This is a genomic window from Leisingera coralii (assembly GCF_049056525.1).
GTDB classification, from domain to species: Bacteria; Pseudomonadota; Alphaproteobacteria; order Rhodobacterales; family Rhodobacteraceae; genus Leisingera; species Leisingera coralii.
Genome location: NZ_JBHUPT010000017.1, coordinates 23,131 through 39,642 on the forward strand (window position 1 = coordinate 23,131; position 16,512 = coordinate 39,642).

Below are 16,512 nucleotides of genomic sequence, written 5' to 3' on the forward strand. Positions count from 1 at the left end.
TCTTCAGCAGGGGGAGATGCTGAACGGTTGCTAAGGTTATTCGCCGCGGGGAAAGCGTTTGCTTTCCTCGAGGTTGTCGAGATTCATGTGGTTGCGCATGTAGCGCTCGGAGGCCTTTTGCAGCGGCTGGTAGTCCCAGGGGTAATAGCCGCCCTGGCGCAGGGCCTCGTAGACGACCCAGCGGCGGGCCTGGCTGGCGCGCACATCTGCGTCGAAGGTTTCCAGGTTCCAGCGCGCCTCCGACTTGGCGCGCAGGGTCTGCAGGGTGCCGGCATGGGCCGGGTCCTCTGCCAGGTTGGTCAGTTCGTGCGGGTCGGCTTCCAGATCGAACAGCTGATCGGGGTCCAGGGCGCAGCGGTTGTACTTCCACTTGCCGTAGCGCATGGAGACCAGCGGCGCGTAAGACGCCTCTGCCGCGTATTCCATCAGCACCGGCGCGCTGCGTTCGGTTCCGGTGGCCAGCGGCACCAGGCTGTGGCCGTCGGTCCAGGGCTCGATCTCGCCCATGTCGACACCGGCCAGCGCGCCCAGCGTCGGGGTCACATCGATGGTGGAGACCGGCGTGTCGATACGGCCCGCGGGCAGGTCCGGCGCGGAGATCATCAGCGGCACCCGGGCGGAGCCCTCGTAGAAATTCATTTTGAACCACAACCCGCGCTCGCCCAGCATGTCGCCGTGGTCGGAGACAAACAGGATGATCGCCTCCTGCCTTGTGGTCTCCAGCACGTTCAGGATCTCGCCGATCTTGTCGTCCAGATAGGAGATATTGGCGAAATAGGCGCGGCGGGAACGGCGGATGTCCTCTTCGGTGATGTCGAAGCTGCGCCAGTCGTTGGCGTCAAAGATCCGCTGCGCGTGGGGGTCGTGGTCCTCGTATGCCTTGGCGGGGACTTCGGGCAGCAGGTGCTCGCAGTCCTCATAGAGGTCCCAGTATTTGCGGCGCGCGACGTAAGGGTCGTGCGGGTGGGTGAAGGAGACGGTGACGCACCAGGGGCGGCCGTCCAGCCCGCGCGACAGCTCATAGAGCTTGGCGGTGGCGTTGTAGGCGACCTCGTCGTCGTATTCCATCTGGTTGGAGGTCTCCGCCACCCCCGCCCCGGTGACGGAGCCCATGTTGTGGTACCACCAGTCGATGCGCTCGCCCGGCTTGCGGTAGTCCGGGGTCCAGCCGAAGTCGGCCGGGTAGATATCGGTGGTCAGCCGGTCTTCGAACCCGTGCAGCTGATCGGGGCCGACAAAGTGCATCTTGCCCGAGAGGCAGGTGTAGTAACCCTCGCGGCGCAGGTGGTGGGCGTAGGTCGGAATGTCGGAGCGGAATTCAGCCGCGTTGTCATAGACACCGGTGCGCGAGGGCAGCTGGCCGGACATGAAGGACGCCCGGCCCGGCGCGCAGAGCGGCGACGCGGTGTAGGCGTTGGCAAAGCGGGTGGAGCGTTCCGCCAGCTTTTTCAGGTTCGGAGCGTGCAGCCATTCGGCGGGGCCGTCCGGGAAAAGTGTCCCATTCAATTGGTCAACCATCAGGATCAGGATATTCGGGGCACTCATCGCGGACCTCCCAGTTAAGGCGATGTTTCTTCGAAAGGCGCCCGGCAGGCCCGAAGGCGCTGCCAGGCAGTTGGTGGCTGAACCGACTATTCGGGGAAACAGAGGTCCAGCCGGGAGACCGCCCTTAGTGGGCTGCCTTGATCTTCTCGAAGTCGAGCACGTTTTCCTCGGGCGAGGCGTCGATGCTCATCACTTCGCTGCGCTTGGCGATCATGATGTAGGCCAGGCAGGCCACATAGATGGCGATCACGATGGTGCCGATCCACTGGATCTGCAGCCACTGGCTCTGGAAGGCCAGGGTCAGGCCGAAGAGCACAACCGCGTTGCCGAGCACGTAAGGGATGGTGCCGAAACGCTTGGCCGTCAGGTTCAGGTTGTCGGTGTAAAGGCGGATCAGCGAGTCGAAGGAGTTGACCACGAAGATGATGCCCACCGCGACCATGGAGACGTTGATCAGCAGCGTCGTCTCAATGCTGTTCAGGTGGTAGTAGTACAGCACCGAGAACCACACACCCAGCGGGATCGACGGGAAGATCAGCAGTGCTGCCAGCACCTGCCAGGTCTTGAGGCCGCCGACAAAGCGGGAAGTGAACTGGCCGATCATGATCGACCATGCGAACCACCAGAACAGGTAGAACTCATGGTAGTCGGTGAGCGGCAGGATGAACTTGTGGATGTTCGCGAAATAGCCGCCGATGCTGGAGGCGGTATCGGCGAACGCGCCCAGGCCCATGCCGGCATAGGCCCACATGCCCAGGATCAGCGCCATGAACAGCACGGTGGAGCCGACCGACAGGATGCGGACGTATTTGATGTCGGTGGAGGAGAAGGCGGCAAACAGGATCACCAGGAAGGTGATGACATAGAAGGCCGGGATCACCGTCTCGCCGTCGCCCATGAAAGTGGCGTAATACGGCAGGTAGATCAGGAACAGCGCGCCGGTGAAGGCGCAGGTGCCAATGATCACGATGTTGTTGATCCACTTCACCAGCGGGATCTCGAAGAACTTCACCCGCGGTTCGATGACGCAGAAGTAGAAGGTCGTCAGGAAGTAGAAGCCCCAGATCAGGAAGCCCCAGAAGCCGAACTCCAGCGCCAGCGGGTTGGTGAAGCCGTAGGCAGGCTCCGCCGCGGTGTCCGCATAGAGCGGGAAGTCCCAGGCCAGCGGGAACATGATCAGGCCCACGTCCAGACCGGAGGTGAACAGGATTGCGATGAAGGTGAAAAGGTGAACGGGGGTCACGCCGACGTTGCGGACGTTCCACCACTTGATCACGCAGAACGCCACCAGCGCAAAGGCCAGCAGGATCCCGAATGAGATGATTGAAGTCATATGTCCCTCCCATTTCCGGGCGGTTTCCGCCCTAAGACATGGGAGGAGTACATATCACAGCAGGCTGAGGCGCCAAACAGTTTTTTAAACGGCCATTCAAGATTCGGATTCGCGAGAACAACAGTTGAAACACCGGCCCAATTGCCGCACAACTTAATCATGAGCAGGAAACGCATCCGGGACATCCGCAACGAGGAGCTGATCGAGGCCACCATCGTTGCCGTGCACAAGCGTGGTTACGGCGTTGTAACCATGGCGGAAATCGCGCGGGAGGCCGGGGCATCGGCGGCCTCGATCAACTACTATTTCGGCTCCAAGGAAGGGCTGATGGAAGCCACGATGCTGCATCTTCTGGGCAAGCTGAGGCAGGCGATGAGCGAAGGTTACGCCACCGCGCGCACCCCGCGCGAACGGCTGTACGCGGTGATGGATGCGAACTTTGCCGACGATCTGTACACCGTTCCGCAGTGCAGCATCTGGATGCAGTTCTGGGCAAATGCCCCCTATTCGCCGCGCCTCAGCCGCCTGCACCGAATCAACCGGGCCCGGGTGCGCAGCCATTTCCTGGCCGAGCTGCGGGCCTTGCTGCCGGCGGACCGGGTGGAAACCGCACGCCAGGCGCTGCAGTGCTACATGGACGGGGTCTGGCTGCAGGCAGCGCAATCCGAGGAGCCGCTGGACCCGGAGGACGCCCGCGCCGCGGCGCACCGGGTGGTGGACCTGGTAATCCCCTGAAACCTGCCGGAAGGCCCTAGTGCACCCGCCGGTAGTCCAGCCGGATGCCGCGCGGCAGATAGATCAGCGTCATTCTATCCTCCGTCAGGGATTTGATCTGGTAGCAAAGGCTGGAGCCGCGCAGACTGTCCCAGGCCATCAGGAAATCCGCGCCGCCTGCGCCCTGGCAGCTGTCCTGCACTGAGAGGAACTCCGGCGTCATCCGCCGCCCGGCGTAGCTGACCCGGCGCATGGCGCCGGAAATGGCAAATCTGTCCAGCGGGCTGCGCTCCGACTGCCAGACCCCTTGCATCATCTGCAAAATCCGGTCGAAACGGTCCGGCACCCGCGGCGTGACGCTATGCAGGTCCAATTCGCCAAAGGACCCCAATCGGGAAATCATGTCACCATCGACCTCCACCGGGGCACCGCGCAGCAGCCCCAGCAGGTAGGTAAAGACCGGGTCACTGACCTGCAGGCGCCCTTCGGAGCCGATTTCAATGCCGTGGCCGACAAATTTGCAGGTGACGGTTTCTTCTGCAGGGTTCAGCTTGCAGCCCTGAAAGACCACTTCAGCGGAAAAGTGCAGCCCGTCATCCGTGTTGTGTTGCTGATGATGCGGGCGGGACGCTGTTTCCCCGTCCTCGCCGCCTTTGGAGCGGGTGCTGAGAAGGACGGGCTGCCCCCTCTGGTCCAGGTCCGCCTTGGCAAACCCGCGCAGCACCTGGTTTTTGCCTGCGCAATCGCCGCCGTGTGTGATGCGGAACCGGCCCGGTGCGGTGCAGAACCGCACGCCGTCGTCGCGGAAGTTGTATCCGGGGCTTTCCGAGCGGAAATAGAGGAACTTGCCCTGGTACTCCCGCGGCACCGGCTCCGCACAGTCGCCCGGATGAAGACGCTGCCAGCCCTGCGCCACCCAGCTGCCGCCGTCACGCAGGACGACGGCCAGGTGATGCAGGGCGCCGGTATCATTGCAGATCCGCGGCCCGGCCTGAGCAGTTGTCATATCGAGGAGTGCTGCCAGCAGCAGAGCCGGAAGCCAAAGGCATTTCATCATTCACGGCCCCTGCAATCATCCGTAAGAGCAGGAGGTTATCCCAGGTTTGTAACATCCATAAGACGATCAAACGCCAGCCGCATTACCGGAAGATGAAAGGCTTTTCCTTTTTATCCTGGCTTCACGCCAGGAGATGAAGCTGACCGCAGCCAGGATCAGCCCGCCGCCGGAAACCACCCAGATATCCACCGGCTCGGCAAAGACCAGGGCGCCCAGCAGGGTGGCCCAGACCAGCTGCAGGAAGGTGACCGGCTGAGTCACCGTAACGGGGGCGGCGGCAAAGGCCAGGGACATGGTGTAATGGCCCGCCGTGGCAAAGCAGGCGACGCCGAACAGGACCGCGACCTCCGCCAGCGTTGGCGTCACCCAGACCGCCCAGGCAAAGGGCGCGAGCCCGAGGGTGACAAAGACCGAAAGCATCGCCACCACCACCGCCGGACTGTTGCTGCCGACGGTGAACTTGGCGATCAGGTAGGAGGCACCAAAGGACACTGCGGTGAACAGCATGGCGATGTGGCCGGGCGAGACCTCGCGGAAGCCCGGGCGCAGGATGATCAGCGCGCCGATCAAGGCAACGGCAATGGCGGTGATCCGGCGGAATGCCAGCTTTTCGCCCAGGAACAGCGCCGCGCCCAAGGTGACGTAAACCGGCGAGAGGTAGTTCATCGCCGTGACCTCGGCCAGCGGGATCTGGGTCATGGCGTAAAACCACAGGATCACACCCGCCGTATGCACCGCGCCGCGGCCCGCATAGAGCCCCCACAGCCGCGGGGTCAGGCGCGCCTTGCGCAAGGCGCCGATCATCGGCAGCAGAAAGACCAGCCCCAGCAGATAGCGCAGAAACGCGCTTTCGGCGGGCGGGATGCGGGTGCCGAGATATTTGACAAGCGCGGTCACCGCGACAAAGCAGAGGCCGGTCACCACCATCCAGAACACCCCCTTGAGCGGGTTCTGGGCGGCTTGGGCGGTGTCTGCGGTCTGGCTCATGGGGTGACAGAACACCCGTTGGGGCGGCGGCACAAGGCTTCACATGTGAAATATTTCCGGGCGGGCAGCTTTCCGCCCCGGAACGCTGCGGCGTCACGGCAGCGGGATGAACTCCTGATCGTCGCCGGGCGGCAGCTGAAAGCGCCCGTGCTGCCAGTCACCGGCGGCCCAGGAAGCCTTGGCGGCCTCGATCCGGTCACGGGAGGAGGCGACGAAGTTCCACCAGATGTAACGCGGCCCGTTCAGCGTCTCGCCGCCCAGCGCCATCAGCCGGGCGCCTGCGGGGCCTGCGGTCACGGTGATCTCGTCGCCCGGGCGGAACACCATCATGCGGCCGGCCTCGAAGGTTTCGCCGGCAATTTCGACCGAGCCCTGGGTCACGTAGATGCCCCGGTCCTCGTGGTCGGAGGGCAAGGGCAGCTTGGACCCGGCCTGCAGCACCACATCGGCATAGAAGGTTTCTGAATAGAGCGTTGCGGGCGCCTTCTCCCCCCAAGCCGTGCCAAGGATCAGCCGCACGGCCTTGCCCTCCCCTTCGAGAAGCGGCAGCGCCTCTTTGCCGTGGTGTTCAAAGGCGGCCGGCACATCCTCGTGGCTGTCGGGCAGCGCGATCCAGGTCTGGATGCCGAACAGGCTGCTGGCGCCCTGGCGGGTGGCGGCGGAAGTGCGTTCGGAGTGGGTGACGCCCTCGCCCGCCACCATCCAGTTCACCTCGCCCGGATAGATCATCTGGTGGGTGCCCAGGGAATCGCGGTGCTCGAACTCGCCCTCGTAAAGGTAGGTGACGGTGCCGAGGCCGATATGCGGGTGCGGGCGCACGTCGATGCCCTGGCCGGTCAGGAACTCCGCAGGCCCGGCCTGGTCGAAGAAGATGAAGGGCCCGACCATCTGGCGGCGCGGCGCAGGCAGCGCGCGGCGGACCTCAAATCCGCCGATGTCGCGGGCGCGCGGGATGATCACCGTTTCGATCGAGTCGAGATTGCCCGCGTCGGGGCATTGCGGTTCCAGTGCCGGGTTCCAGCTCATCCTTCCCTCCTGTCTTATGTCATGGGGAAAAGGTAGCGCGTTTCTGCGCAGGCGTTAGGGGAGCCCGCGCACAGGGGCTGTTCGTCACATCAAGAGGAGCTTGGCGGCAATCGCCCACATGGTGAGGCCGACGATGGCGTCCAGCACCTGCCAGGCGCGCGGACGGGCAAAGACTGGGGCCAGCAGGCTGGCGCCGTAGCCGAGGGTGAAGAAGAAAGTGAAGCTGGCGATGGCGGCCCCGGCGGCAAAGACCAGCGGTTCGGGATACTGGGCGGAGATCGAGCCGAGAAGGACCACGGTGTCGAGGTAGACATGCGGGTTCAGCCAAGTGAGCGCCAGCACGGTGGCCAGCACCGGCAAGAGCGCCGCACCCGCGCCCTCCTGCGCGGCCTCCAGCGTTTCGCCGCCCTGCCAGGCGGCCCGCAGGGCGCGGGCGCCGTACCAGATCAGGAAGGCCGCACCGCCCCAGCGCATCGCCTGTTCGAACCACGGAACCGCCAGTGCCAGGGAACCGAAGCCAAAGACGCCCGCGGTGATCAGCACCGCATCGGAGCCGGCGCAGGTGAGGCAGATCCAGAACACATGCTGGCGCCGCAGCCCCTGGCGCAGGACAAAGGCGTTCTGGGCGCCGATCGCCATGATCAGGCTGAGGCCAAGGGCAAATCCGGCAATCAGGCTGGGGGGCATTGCTGTCTCCATCGTTGTGCTGGGATTTGACTAGCGGCCGCCGCGCGTTTAATCCAGTTAAAGAGTTTCAGGCCAGATTAGAGTTGCTAATGCAGATGGAGCCCAGCCAGCTGGCGGCATTGAGCGCGGTGCTGCGTCTTGGCTCGTTTGAGGCGGCGGCGCATGCGCTGTCCGTGACGCCCTCGGCCGTCTCGCAGCGGATCAAGGCGCTGGAGGACCGCATTGGCACTGCACTGGTGCTGCGCGGGTCGCCTTGCACCGGCACCGCGGCGGGGCTCAGGATCGCCAAACACGCCGAGGATATCGGCCTGCTGGAGGCGCAGCTGGCGCGGGAGCTGGCGCTCGAGGCGGACCACAGCCCGGTGCGGCTGCGGATTGCGGTCAATGCTGACAGCCTGGCGAGCTGGTTCATTGATGCGATGGCCGCAGTGGAGGGCGTGCTGTTCGATCTGCTGGTCGATGATCAGGACCATAGCGCCGAGTGGCTGAAACGGGGCGAGGTCTCTGCCGCGGTGACCGCCAGTTCCAAGCCTGTGACCGGGTTCGAGGCCACTCCGCTGGGCACGCTGGATTACGCGGCAACCGCCAGCCCGGGTTTCATGACGCGCTGGTTTCCGGACGGTGTGACCGCGGAGGCTGCTGCAAAAGCGCCTTGTATGATCTTCAACGCAAAGGACAATCTGCAGCGGCTGTGGCTGGAGCGGAATGTGGCGCCCGGGCTGGCGCCGCCTGCCCATTTCCTGCCCTCGACCCAGGCGTTCATCGATGCCGCAGCCGCGGGCCTGGGCTGGGGCATGAACCCGCTGGCGATGGTGGAGGAGGACATCCGCTCCGGCCGCCTGGTGCAGCTGATCCCGGACAGCACGCTGCCGGTGCCGCTGACTTGGCAGGTGGCGCGGGTGATGGCGCCTGCCCTTGCCGAGGTGACCCGCGCGGTGCAGAAATCGGCTAAACTCTATTTGACGCAAAACTAATCCGGAAAGCCTGCCGATGTTCTCGAAAGACGCCTTGAGTTATGACCCGCTGCCCTTGCCCGACCGGGCGGAGTATTCGGATGCGGAAATGCAGGAGAAAGCTGCGGCGTTCCTAGCCCATATGCGGCGGCGGCATACGGTGCGGGACTATACGGACCGGCCGGTGCCGCGGGCGGTGATCGAGGACTGCATCCTTGCTGCCGGCACCGCGCCCTCCGGCGCTAATCACCAGCCCTGGTTCTTTGCCGCGGTCTCCAGCCCGGAGCTGAAGGCGCGGATCCGGGCGGAGGCCGAGGAGGAGGAAAAGAAGTTTTATGCCGGCGGTGCGGGCGACGAATGGATCAAGGCGCTGGAGCCGATCGGCACCGATGCCGACAAGCCGCATCTGACCGTCGCGCCCTGGCTGATCGTGGTCTTTGCCCAGCGCTGGGGCGAGTTCGAGGATGGCAGCCGCTTCAAGAACTACTACGTGCCGGAGAGCGTGAATATCGCCACCGGCGTGCTGCTGACGGCGCTGCATACGGCGGGGCTGTGCACGCTGACGCACACGCCGAACCCGATGAAGTTCCTGAACGAGGCGCTGGGGCGCCCGGCCTCGGAAAAGCCCACCATGATCATTGCCGTGGGGCATCCCGCGGCAGAGGCCACGGTGCCGGCTGTTGCCAAGCTGAAGAAACCGCTGGAGGAGATCGCCGCATTTGTAGAGTGACACCAGCCGCGGGGGCCCGGAAAATCCGGCTTTTCCGGCCAATTTTCCTGCAAGAAAATTGCACCGCGCCTGGCAGGCGGCGCAGCTGTTGACACCGCCCGCTTCCCTGCCCCGCAGCCTGGGTCTGCAGGTGGTGCTGCCGCGGGCCTGCATCGTGCTGGGATGGCTGGCGCTGAACCAATGGATCCGGCTGCCGGTGCCGCTGGCCTTTGTGCTGATGGCGGCGGACGGGCTGTTTCTGCTGTGGCAGGCCCGGGCATTCCAGCTGAGCGCCGATGCGCATGTGCGCAGCACCGGGGCGATGATGCCGGTCTGGGGCGGCTACCTGGTGCTGCTGTTTGCGGGCTTTGCAGCCCTGATCCTGTGGTGGGACGCGCTGCTGATTGCCCGGGCGGTGGAGGAGCCCGCCTATGCCGAGCAGCGGCGGCTGGAGCGCGAAGCCCAATACAGCCTGCGTGTGTCCGAAGACGGGCTTGTCCTGGTTTTTGATGGCGAAATCACCCACGGGCTGACCCGGCGGATGGAAGCGGTGCTGGCAAGTGCGCCGGACGTGCGCAGGGTGCGGCTGTCGGGCCCTGGCGGGCTGATCTATGAGGCCCGCGGCGCGGCAAAGCTGATCCGGCGGTATCAGCTGGACACCGAGGCCGCTGCGCTTTGCGCCTCTGCCTGCACGCTGGTCTTTGCTGCCGGGCGCTCCCGCCGCCTGGCCGAGGGCGGGAAGCTGGGATTTCACGGCTATGCGCTGATGTTCGAAGGCGGGCTGCCGCAGGTGGATCTGCTGCAGGAGCAGCAGAAGGACCTGGCCTTTTTCCGGCAGCAGGGCATCCGCGCAGAGTTTGCCCGCAAAGTTTTCGCCGCCGGCAATGGGGAGCTGTGGATCCCGTCAAGCGCCGAGCTGCGGGCGGCTGGGGTGCTCACCGGGGAGGCGTTCTGAGGGGGCGCTGCCCCCTCGGCCCTTTGGGCCTCACCCCCGGGATATTTCCAGCCAGAAGAAGCGGAATTGCGCTTTTGCGAAACAAAAGAGGCCCGCCGGACTGGCGGGCCTCAATGGGTCGTATCAAGCGGCGGCTCAGAGCTGCGCCATGACCTCGTCGGAGGCTTCGAAATTGGTGGTGACGCGCTGCACGTCGTCGTCGTCTTCCAGCGCGTCGACCAGCTTCATCAGCTTCTGCATGCCGTCCAGATCCAGCTCGGTGGTGGTGGTCGGCTTCCAGACCAGCTTGGTCGACTCGGATTCGCCGAGCTCCGCCTCCAGCGCATTGGAGACATCGTTCAGATCGGAGTCGGCGCAATAGATGATGTGGCCATCCTCGGAGCTTTCGACATCCTCGGCGCCGGCTTCGATCGCCGCCATCATCACCGTGTCGGCATCGCCAACGGTGGCCGGATAGGTCACTTCGCCCTTGCGGTCGAACATGAAGCCGACCGAGCCGGTTTCACCGAGGTTGCCGCCGTTCTTGCCGAAGATCGACCGCACGTTCGAGGCGGTACGGTTCTTGTTGTCGGTCATCGCCTCGACGATCACTGCAACGCCGGCCGGGCCGTAGCCCTCGTAACGGATTTCATCGTAGTTTTCGGCGTCGCCGCCGACCGCCTTCTTGATGGCGCGCTCGATCACGTCCTTGGGGACGGACTGCGATTTGGCCTCTTTCACGGCTAGGCGCAGGCGCGGGTTCTTGTCGGGATCGGGGTCGCCCATCTTGGCGGCCACGGTGATCTCCTTGGCCAGCTTGGAAAACAGTTTCGACCGCGCCGCGTCCTGACGGCCCTTGCGGTGCTGAATGTTAGCCCATTTTGAATGGCCTGCCATGGTGCATCCTTGCTGCTGTAAACTTGAATTGGCGCTCATATAGCCTTGGGGGCGGCCCGCTTTCAAGCGCTGCCGCCCCGTCTTGCTCCTTGTTCCCCTGTTTTGAGCGGCTAAGGTGGCGGTATGACATTCGATCAAGGTGTTTTATTTGCCCTTTTTGCCGCCGTATTCGGTCTGCTTCTGTGGGGGCGCTGGCGCTACGACCTGGTGGCCTTTGCCGCGCTGATGGCCGGCGTGGTGCTGGGGGTGGTGCCCGCGGGCGAGGCCTTTGCCGGTTTCGGGCATCCGGCAACGCTGGTGGTGGCGTTGGTGCTGGTCGTCTCGGCCGGGCTGGTGCGCTCGGGCGCGGTGTTCCTGATCACCCGGACACTGGTGGATAGCGCCCGCGGCCTGGGCGCCCATATCGCGCTGATGGGCGGGGTTGGCGCGGTGCTGTCGGCCTTCATGAACAATGTGGCGGCGCTGGCGCTGCTGATGCCGGTAGACATCCAGACCGCCCGCAAAGCGGGCCGCGCGCCGGGGCTGAGCCTTATGCCCCTGTCCTTTGCCACCATCCTGGGCGGCATGGCCACGCTCATTGGCACGCCGCCTAATATCATCATTGCCGCGATCCGCGAGGAGACGCTGGGCGAGCCGTTCCGGATGTTCGATTTCGCCCCGGTGGGCGGCGCAGCGGCACTGGCGGGGCTCGCCTTTGTGGCGCTGATCGGCTGGCGGCTGATCCCGGCGCGGGAGAATGCGGCCGGCGCCTCCGAGGCGCAGCTGGCGCCCTATATAGCCGAGCTGACGGTGGGGGAAGGATCCGGCCTGATCGGCAGGCGGCTGGGGGAGCTGGATGAGGAGGCCGAGAAGGCCGATGTCGCCATTCTCGGGCTGATCCGGGATGGCAAGCGGCGGTACGGGCGGTCTGTCGCGGCCATTCTGCGGGAGGGCGACGCACTGGTGATCGAAGCGGAGCCGGAGGCGCTGGATGAATTCCGCAGCGCGCTGAATCTGGATTTTGCCGACGCCGCCCGGCAGGAAAAACTGACTGCGGCGGGGGAAGGCCTGGAGCTGCTGGAGCTGGTGGTGCCCGAGACCGCGCGCATCCGCGGCCGCAGCGCCCAGGCCATCGGCCTGTCCTGGCGCCAAAGCGCGGTATTGCTTGGGATTTCCCGGCAGGGCCGCCGGATCACCCATCACATCCGCCAGACGCAGATCGAGGCGGGGGATATCCTGCTGCTCTTGTGCCCGCGCGGGCGCAGCGCCGATGTGGCCGACTGGCTGGGCTGCCTGCCGCTGGCCGCCCGCGGCCTGTCGGTGACAGCAAATGACAAGACCTGGGCCGCCATCGGGCTGTTTGCCGCAGCGGTGCTGGCGGCCTCGATGGGGATTTTGTACCTGCCGGTGGCGCTGGGTCTGGTTGCGGTGGGCTATGTGCTGCTGAAGATCCTGCCGGTGGCGGAAATCTATGACCACGTGGAATGGCCGGTGGTGGTGCTGCTCGGCTCGATGATCCCGCTGGGCGCGGCGCTGGATGCCTCAGGCGGCACGGCGCTGATTGCAGGGACGCTGACCGGGCTGACCGCAGGGCTGCCGGCCTGGGCGGTGCTGACGGTGCTTATGGTGGTCACCATGACGCTGTCGGATGTGCTGAACAACACCGCAACGGCGATTGTCGCGGCCCCTGTGGGCATTCAGATGGCGGAAACCCTGGGGGTTTCGCCGGACCCGTTCCTGATGGCGGTGGCGGTTGCGGCCTCCGCGGCCTTTCTGACCCCTATCGGCCACAAGAACAATACGCTGGTGCTGGGGCCCGGCGGCTACCGCTTTGGCGATTACTGGCGGATCGGGCTGCCGCTGGAAGTGCTGGTCATCGCCGTGTCGATCCCGGCCATTCTGGTGTTCTGGCCGCTGTGACGGGCGGCGCAAAACTTTTACGGAAAAGTTTTGCCAAAATCCTTCACAAGGATTTTGCCGCCTCCACTGCAGACTGAACCGCTTGGCCCGCATCGCCCGCCCAAGCGTGCGACGCCAGCGCAATCGCCGTCGACCCCGCCAGCACGACACACAAGAATACCTTTCTGAACTCCATTCTTACCCCCATCAGGACACTCACCCTGTTTCATATGGGGCCTGCGTTGTTAATTTCCCGTAAACATTTGCAAGCACAGCGGGAGTCCGCCGCTTTCGCGTCTCTTTAACCTTGATCAGAGCGGCCAGATGAAGGGGATGATCAGCGAGGCCAGCATGCCGACGGTCAGGTTCAGCGGGATGCCGACGCGCAGGAAATCGGTGAACTTGTACCCGCCGGGGCCGTAGACCAGCGTATTTGTCTGATAGCCGATCGGTGTGGCGAAGGAGGCTGAGGCCGCCACCATCACCGCCACCACCAGCGGCCGCGGATCGACGCCCATAGCCTGCGCCAGGCCGATGGCAATCGGGGTGACAACCACCGCCACCGCGTTGTTGGAGACCAGCTCGGTCAGCACCGAGGTGAGCAGGTAGACCGCCCAGACCAGCAGGAACGGCGGCAGCATCGACAGGGCCGGCGCAATGGCGTTGACGATCAGGCTGACGGCGCCGGAGCTTTCCAGCGCCGCGCCAATCGCCAGCATCGAGAAAATCAGCGCCAGCAGCCGCCCGTCGACAAAGGAAAACGCTTCATCCGCGTCGATGCAGCGGGTGACAAACACCAGCGACACCGACAGCACCGACAGCATCAGGATCGGCGCAACACCGAAGGCCGCCAGCACCACGATGCTGAACAGCGCCACAACCGCAATCGGCGCGTGGCTGCGGCGGTAGGCACGCTGGGTCGGCTGCGAGACATCCGCCAGGTCCATATCCGCTGCCAGGCGCTGGATGTCGGCGGGAGCGCCCTCCAGCAGCAGCGTGTCGCCGATCCGCACCACCAAATCGTCGAGCTGCACGCCGATGTTCTGGTTCCGCCGGTGCACCGCCAGCGTATAGACACCATAGCGGCGGCGCAGGCGCATGGCGCCGAGAGAGCGGCCCACCATACGGCAGCCCGGGGTGATCAGCACCTCGACGGTCTGGGTCTCCACCGCGGAGACCTGATCGACCCGCTTCAGCTCCTTGTTGCTTTGCAGGCTCAGAAGCTCGGTCATCCGGGTGCGCAGCACCACCCGGTCGCCGACCTGCAGCTCCACCCCTTCGAGGTTGCGGCGCAGCGATTCATCGCCGCGGATCACGTCGATGAGCCGCACGCCGGGACGCTTGAACAGCTGCACGCCGTTGACCTCGCGGCCGATCAGGTTGCTTTCCGGCGGGATCACCGCTTCGGTGAAGAACTTCATCTTCGACTTGTCGCTGAGCAGCGAGGCCATGCTGTCGCGCGCCGGCAGCAGCCGCGGCGCGATGAAGCGCAAATAGACCATCCCGTAGGCAACCAGGATCAGCCCCAGCGGGGTGACCTCGAAGATGGTAAAGGGTTTCAAACCTTGCGCCCGGGCCACACCGTCCACCAGCAGGTTGGTCGAGGTGCCGATCAGCGTCAGCGTGCCGCCAAGAATCGCTGCATAGCTGAGCGGAATCAGCATCTTGGAGGCCGAGACATTGAGAGTGCGGGCGATCTGGATGAACACCGGGATCATCACCACCACCACCGGGGTATTGGAGACCACCGCCGAGGCGGAGACTACAAAGGCCATTAGCAGACCCACTGCGAGCCTCGGGTTTACCCCGGCCTGCTTCTTGGCCGCCTGGGTGAAGGCATCGAGCGCGCCGGTGCGCACCAGGGCGCCCATGATGATGAACATCGCGGCAATGGTCCAGGGCGCCGGGTTGGCCAGCACCGGCAGCGCCTGGCTGTAGGGCAGGACGCCGGTGGCCAGCATGGCGGCGACGCCGGTCAGTGCCACCACCTCGGTCGGGTAGGTTTCCCGCAGGAAAGCCACAAACATGGCCAGGACAATTGCAATTGCCAGGAACGCGCTGCCGGTGTCACCAAATTGGAAAAACTGCATGTGCCGTGACTATGCCCATATTGATTAACGCCGGTTTAGCGCGCGGGGCGGCGCGCCGCCATCGCGCAGTTTCCCCGAAACCCCTTGGCGGAGCAAGAATTTCCGCATTTTCGGGGGCTCCTCCGGCGCTATTCAGGAGAATTTGCAGCAATTCCCTGACATTCCGGCCAATCCTTCCGCCTCAAACAGCTTCGCGGAACTTGGTCCCGTTCAGGGGAGCGCCTCCTGCAGCAGCCCGCCGTTGCGCACCATGCGAATCTGTTTGGCGGCACCGGTCCGGTCGTCGGTTTCGACAAAGACGCCCGACAGGGTTGCTTCGCCGTTCGCCGGGGTGAAGCGGGTCTTCGGCATGCCGGTCAGGAAGCGGCGCATCGGTTCGGCCTTGTCCATGCCGATGACCGAATTGTAGTCGCCGCACATGCCCGCGTCGGTCAGATAGCCGGTGCCTTCGGAGAGGATCTGCGCATCTGCGGTCGGCACATGGGTGTGGGTGCCCGCAACCAGCGAGGCGCGGCCGTTGCAGAAATGGCCCATCGCCATCTTCTCGGAGGTGGCCTCGCAATGCATGTCGACGATGACCGCCTGGGCCAGCCCGCCGCGCGGATGCGCTTTCAGCACCGCCTCCACCGCGCCAAAGGGATCGTCAAAGGCGCGTTTCATGAACACCTGCCCCAGCACCTGCAGCACCAGAACCTTGCGCCCGCCGGGGGCCTGGAACAGCCGGTAGCCGCGGCCCGGTGCGCTCTTGGCAAAGTTCAGGGGCCGGATGATGCGCGGCTCTTTCTCGATGTACTGCAGCATGTCCTTCTGGTCGAAGGCGTGATCGCCAAGCGTCAGGCAGTCGACGCCGGCATCCAGCAGCAGCTTGGCGTGCTCGCCGCTCAGCCCCATGCCGTTGGAGGCGTTTTCGCCGTTCACCACAACAAAGTCGAGCCGCCACTCGTTGCGCAGCCGCGGCAGGTTTTCGGTGACGGCGCGGCGCCCGGCGCGGCCCATCACATCGCCAAGAAACAGAATTCGCATTGCGGCGTGGTACGCGGATGCGCCCGGCAGGACAAGTCCTGCCGCGGGCGCGCAAAACTTTTCTGAAAAGTTTTGCCAAGATTTTTCACAAAAATCTTGGCTGCCTGGCCGGCGTCAGCGGCTGAATTGCAGAACGCGGCTTTCGGTGACGATCATGTCGAGCGGCTGGTCGGTGGGCTCCAGCGGCAGGTCCTCGGCCTCCTGGGCATCAAAGGCAAAGCCAATCGCCAGCGTCGCCCGCTTGCCGCGCAGCAGCTCCAGCGTGCGGTCATAAAAGCCGCCGCCATAGCCCAGCCGCCCGCCCCTGGCGTCAAAGGCAACCAGCGGCACCACCAGGATTTCCGGCTCAAAGAAGTCGTCAACCTCGGGCACCATGGCGCCGAACGGGCCTTCGCGCAGCGTGCCACCGGGCTGCCAGCGGCTGAATTTCAGGGGCTGGCCCGCCCCCATAATCACCGGCACGCCGACAGGCCCATGCGCGGCGGCCTCGGCCATGGCGGGCAGCGGGTCGATTTCGGTGCGGATCGGCATGTAGCCCGACAGCGGCACGCCGCGGTAGCCGGCCAGCACCTCCGACAGGTGGCCTGCGGCGCCGGGGATATTGCGGGCGTGCGCCTCCTTGCGGCGGGCAAAGGCAGCCTTGCGGGCGGCGGCCTTGATTTCAGTCAGATCCGTCATG

At 64.9% G+C, this 16,512-nt stretch carries 15 protein-coding genes; 5 read left to right on the forward strand and 10 right to left on the reverse strand.

Annotated features, from left to right (window positions below; all coding sequences use genetic code 11):
- Positions 1-36: 36 nt before the first annotated feature.
- Positions 37-1,545, reverse strand: a complete 1,509-nt coding sequence (betC, locus tag ACFMBG_RS06650; RefSeq protein ID WP_421053921.1) for a choline-sulfatase — start codon at positions 1,543-1,545, stop codon at positions 37-39.
- A gap of 124 nt (positions 1,546-1,669) precedes the next feature.
- Complete coding sequence (locus ACFMBG_RS06655; RefSeq protein ID WP_421053922.1) at positions 1,670-2,878, reverse strand: BCCT family transporter; 1,209 nt, start codon at positions 2,876-2,878, stop codon at positions 1,670-1,672.
- Positions 2,879-3,037: 159 nt separating this feature from the next.
- On the opposite strand from ACFMBG_RS06655, the gene betI reads away from it, so the two are divergent.
- Positions 3,038-3,613: a choline-binding transcriptional repressor BetI gene (betI, locus tag ACFMBG_RS06660; RefSeq protein WP_421053923.1), complete on the forward strand. Its 576-nt coding sequence runs from the start codon at positions 3,038-3,040 to the stop codon at positions 3,611-3,613.
- A gap of 16 nt (positions 3,614-3,629) precedes the next feature.
- On the opposite strand, the gene ACFMBG_RS06665 is transcribed toward betI, so the two are convergent.
- The 4 genes from ACFMBG_RS06665 to ACFMBG_RS06680 form a co-directional block, all read right to left on the reverse strand.
- Complete coding sequence (locus ACFMBG_RS06665; protein ID WP_421053924.1) at positions 3,630-4,598, reverse strand: DUF1036 domain-containing protein; 969 nt, start codon at positions 4,596-4,598, stop codon at positions 3,630-3,632.
- Between the two features lie 117 nt (positions 4,599-4,715).
- Positions 4,716-5,636, reverse strand: a complete 921-nt coding sequence (locus tag ACFMBG_RS06670) for a DMT family transporter (protein ID WP_421053925.1) — start codon at positions 5,634-5,636, stop codon at positions 4,716-4,718.
- 93 nt (positions 5,637-5,729) lie between these two features.
- On the reverse strand, positions 5,730-6,662 hold the full coding sequence (locus ACFMBG_RS06675; protein WP_421053926.1) for a pirin family protein: 933 nt from the start codon (positions 6,660-6,662) through the stop codon (positions 5,730-5,732).
- Between the two features lie 84 nt (positions 6,663-6,746).
- Positions 6,747-7,349, reverse strand: a complete 603-nt coding sequence (locus tag ACFMBG_RS06680) for a LysE/ArgO family amino acid transporter (protein ID WP_421053927.1) — start codon at positions 7,347-7,349, stop codon at positions 6,747-6,749.
- A gap of 89 nt (positions 7,350-7,438) precedes the next feature.
- Here ACFMBG_RS06680 and ACFMBG_RS06685 point away from each other — a divergent pair, with 89 nt between their 5' ends.
- The 3 genes from ACFMBG_RS06685 (at position 7,439) to ACFMBG_RS06695 (ending at position 9,966) form a co-directional block, all read left to right on the forward strand.
- Complete coding sequence (locus ACFMBG_RS06685; RefSeq protein WP_421053928.1) at positions 7,439-8,323, forward strand: LysR family transcriptional regulator ArgP; 885 nt, start codon at positions 7,439-7,441, stop codon at positions 8,321-8,323.
- A 16-nt stretch (positions 8,324-8,339) separates the two neighbouring features.
- On the forward strand, positions 8,340-9,032 hold the full coding sequence (locus ACFMBG_RS06690; protein ID WP_421053929.1) for a nitroreductase family protein: 693 nt from the start codon (positions 8,340-8,342) through the stop codon (positions 9,030-9,032).
- A gap of 88 nt (positions 9,033-9,120) precedes the next feature.
- Positions 9,121-9,966, forward strand: coding sequence for a COG3904 family protein (locus ACFMBG_RS06695; RefSeq protein WP_421053930.1), 846 nt, complete (start codon positions 9,121-9,123; stop codon positions 9,964-9,966).
- A gap of 135 nt (positions 9,967-10,101) precedes the next feature.
- Here the strand turns inward: ACFMBG_RS06695 and ACFMBG_RS06700 are convergent, their stop codons facing one another.
- On the reverse strand, positions 10,102-10,842 hold the full coding sequence (locus tag ACFMBG_RS06700) for a YebC/PmpR family DNA-binding transcriptional regulator (protein WP_421053931.1): 741 nt from the start codon (positions 10,840-10,842) through the stop codon (positions 10,102-10,104).
- 123 nt (positions 10,843-10,965) lie between these two features.
- Between ACFMBG_RS06700 and ACFMBG_RS06705 the strand changes: the two genes are divergently transcribed.
- Entirely contained in the window at positions 10,966-12,741 is a 1,776-nt protein-coding gene (locus ACFMBG_RS06705; protein WP_421053932.1) for an SLC13 family permease, read from the forward strand.
- Between the two features lie 290 nt (positions 12,742-13,031).
- Here the strand turns inward: ACFMBG_RS06705 and ACFMBG_RS06710 are convergent, their stop codons facing one another.
- The 3 genes from ACFMBG_RS06710 to ACFMBG_RS06720 all read right to left on the reverse strand — a co-directional run bounded on the left by ACFMBG_RS06710 (position 13,032) and on the right by ACFMBG_RS06720 (position 16,511).
- A complete protein-coding gene (locus ACFMBG_RS06710) occupies positions 13,032-14,810 on the reverse strand; it encodes an SLC13 family permease (protein ID WP_421053933.1) in 1,779 nt (592 codons plus the stop codon).
- 210 nt (positions 14,811-15,020) lie between these two features.
- The gene (locus ACFMBG_RS06715; RefSeq protein ID WP_421053934.1) at positions 15,021-15,833 is read right to left on the reverse strand and encodes a TIGR00282 family metallophosphoesterase; all 813 of its coding nucleotides are present in this window, start codon (positions 15,831-15,833) and stop codon (positions 15,021-15,023) included.
- A 114-nt stretch (positions 15,834-15,947) separates the two neighbouring features.
- The gene (locus tag ACFMBG_RS06720; RefSeq protein ID WP_421053935.1) at positions 15,948-16,511 is read right to left on the reverse strand and encodes a 5-formyltetrahydrofolate cyclo-ligase; all 564 of its coding nucleotides are present in this window, start codon (positions 16,509-16,511) and stop codon (positions 15,948-15,950) included.
- Between the last annotated feature and the right edge of the window lies 1 nt (position 16,512).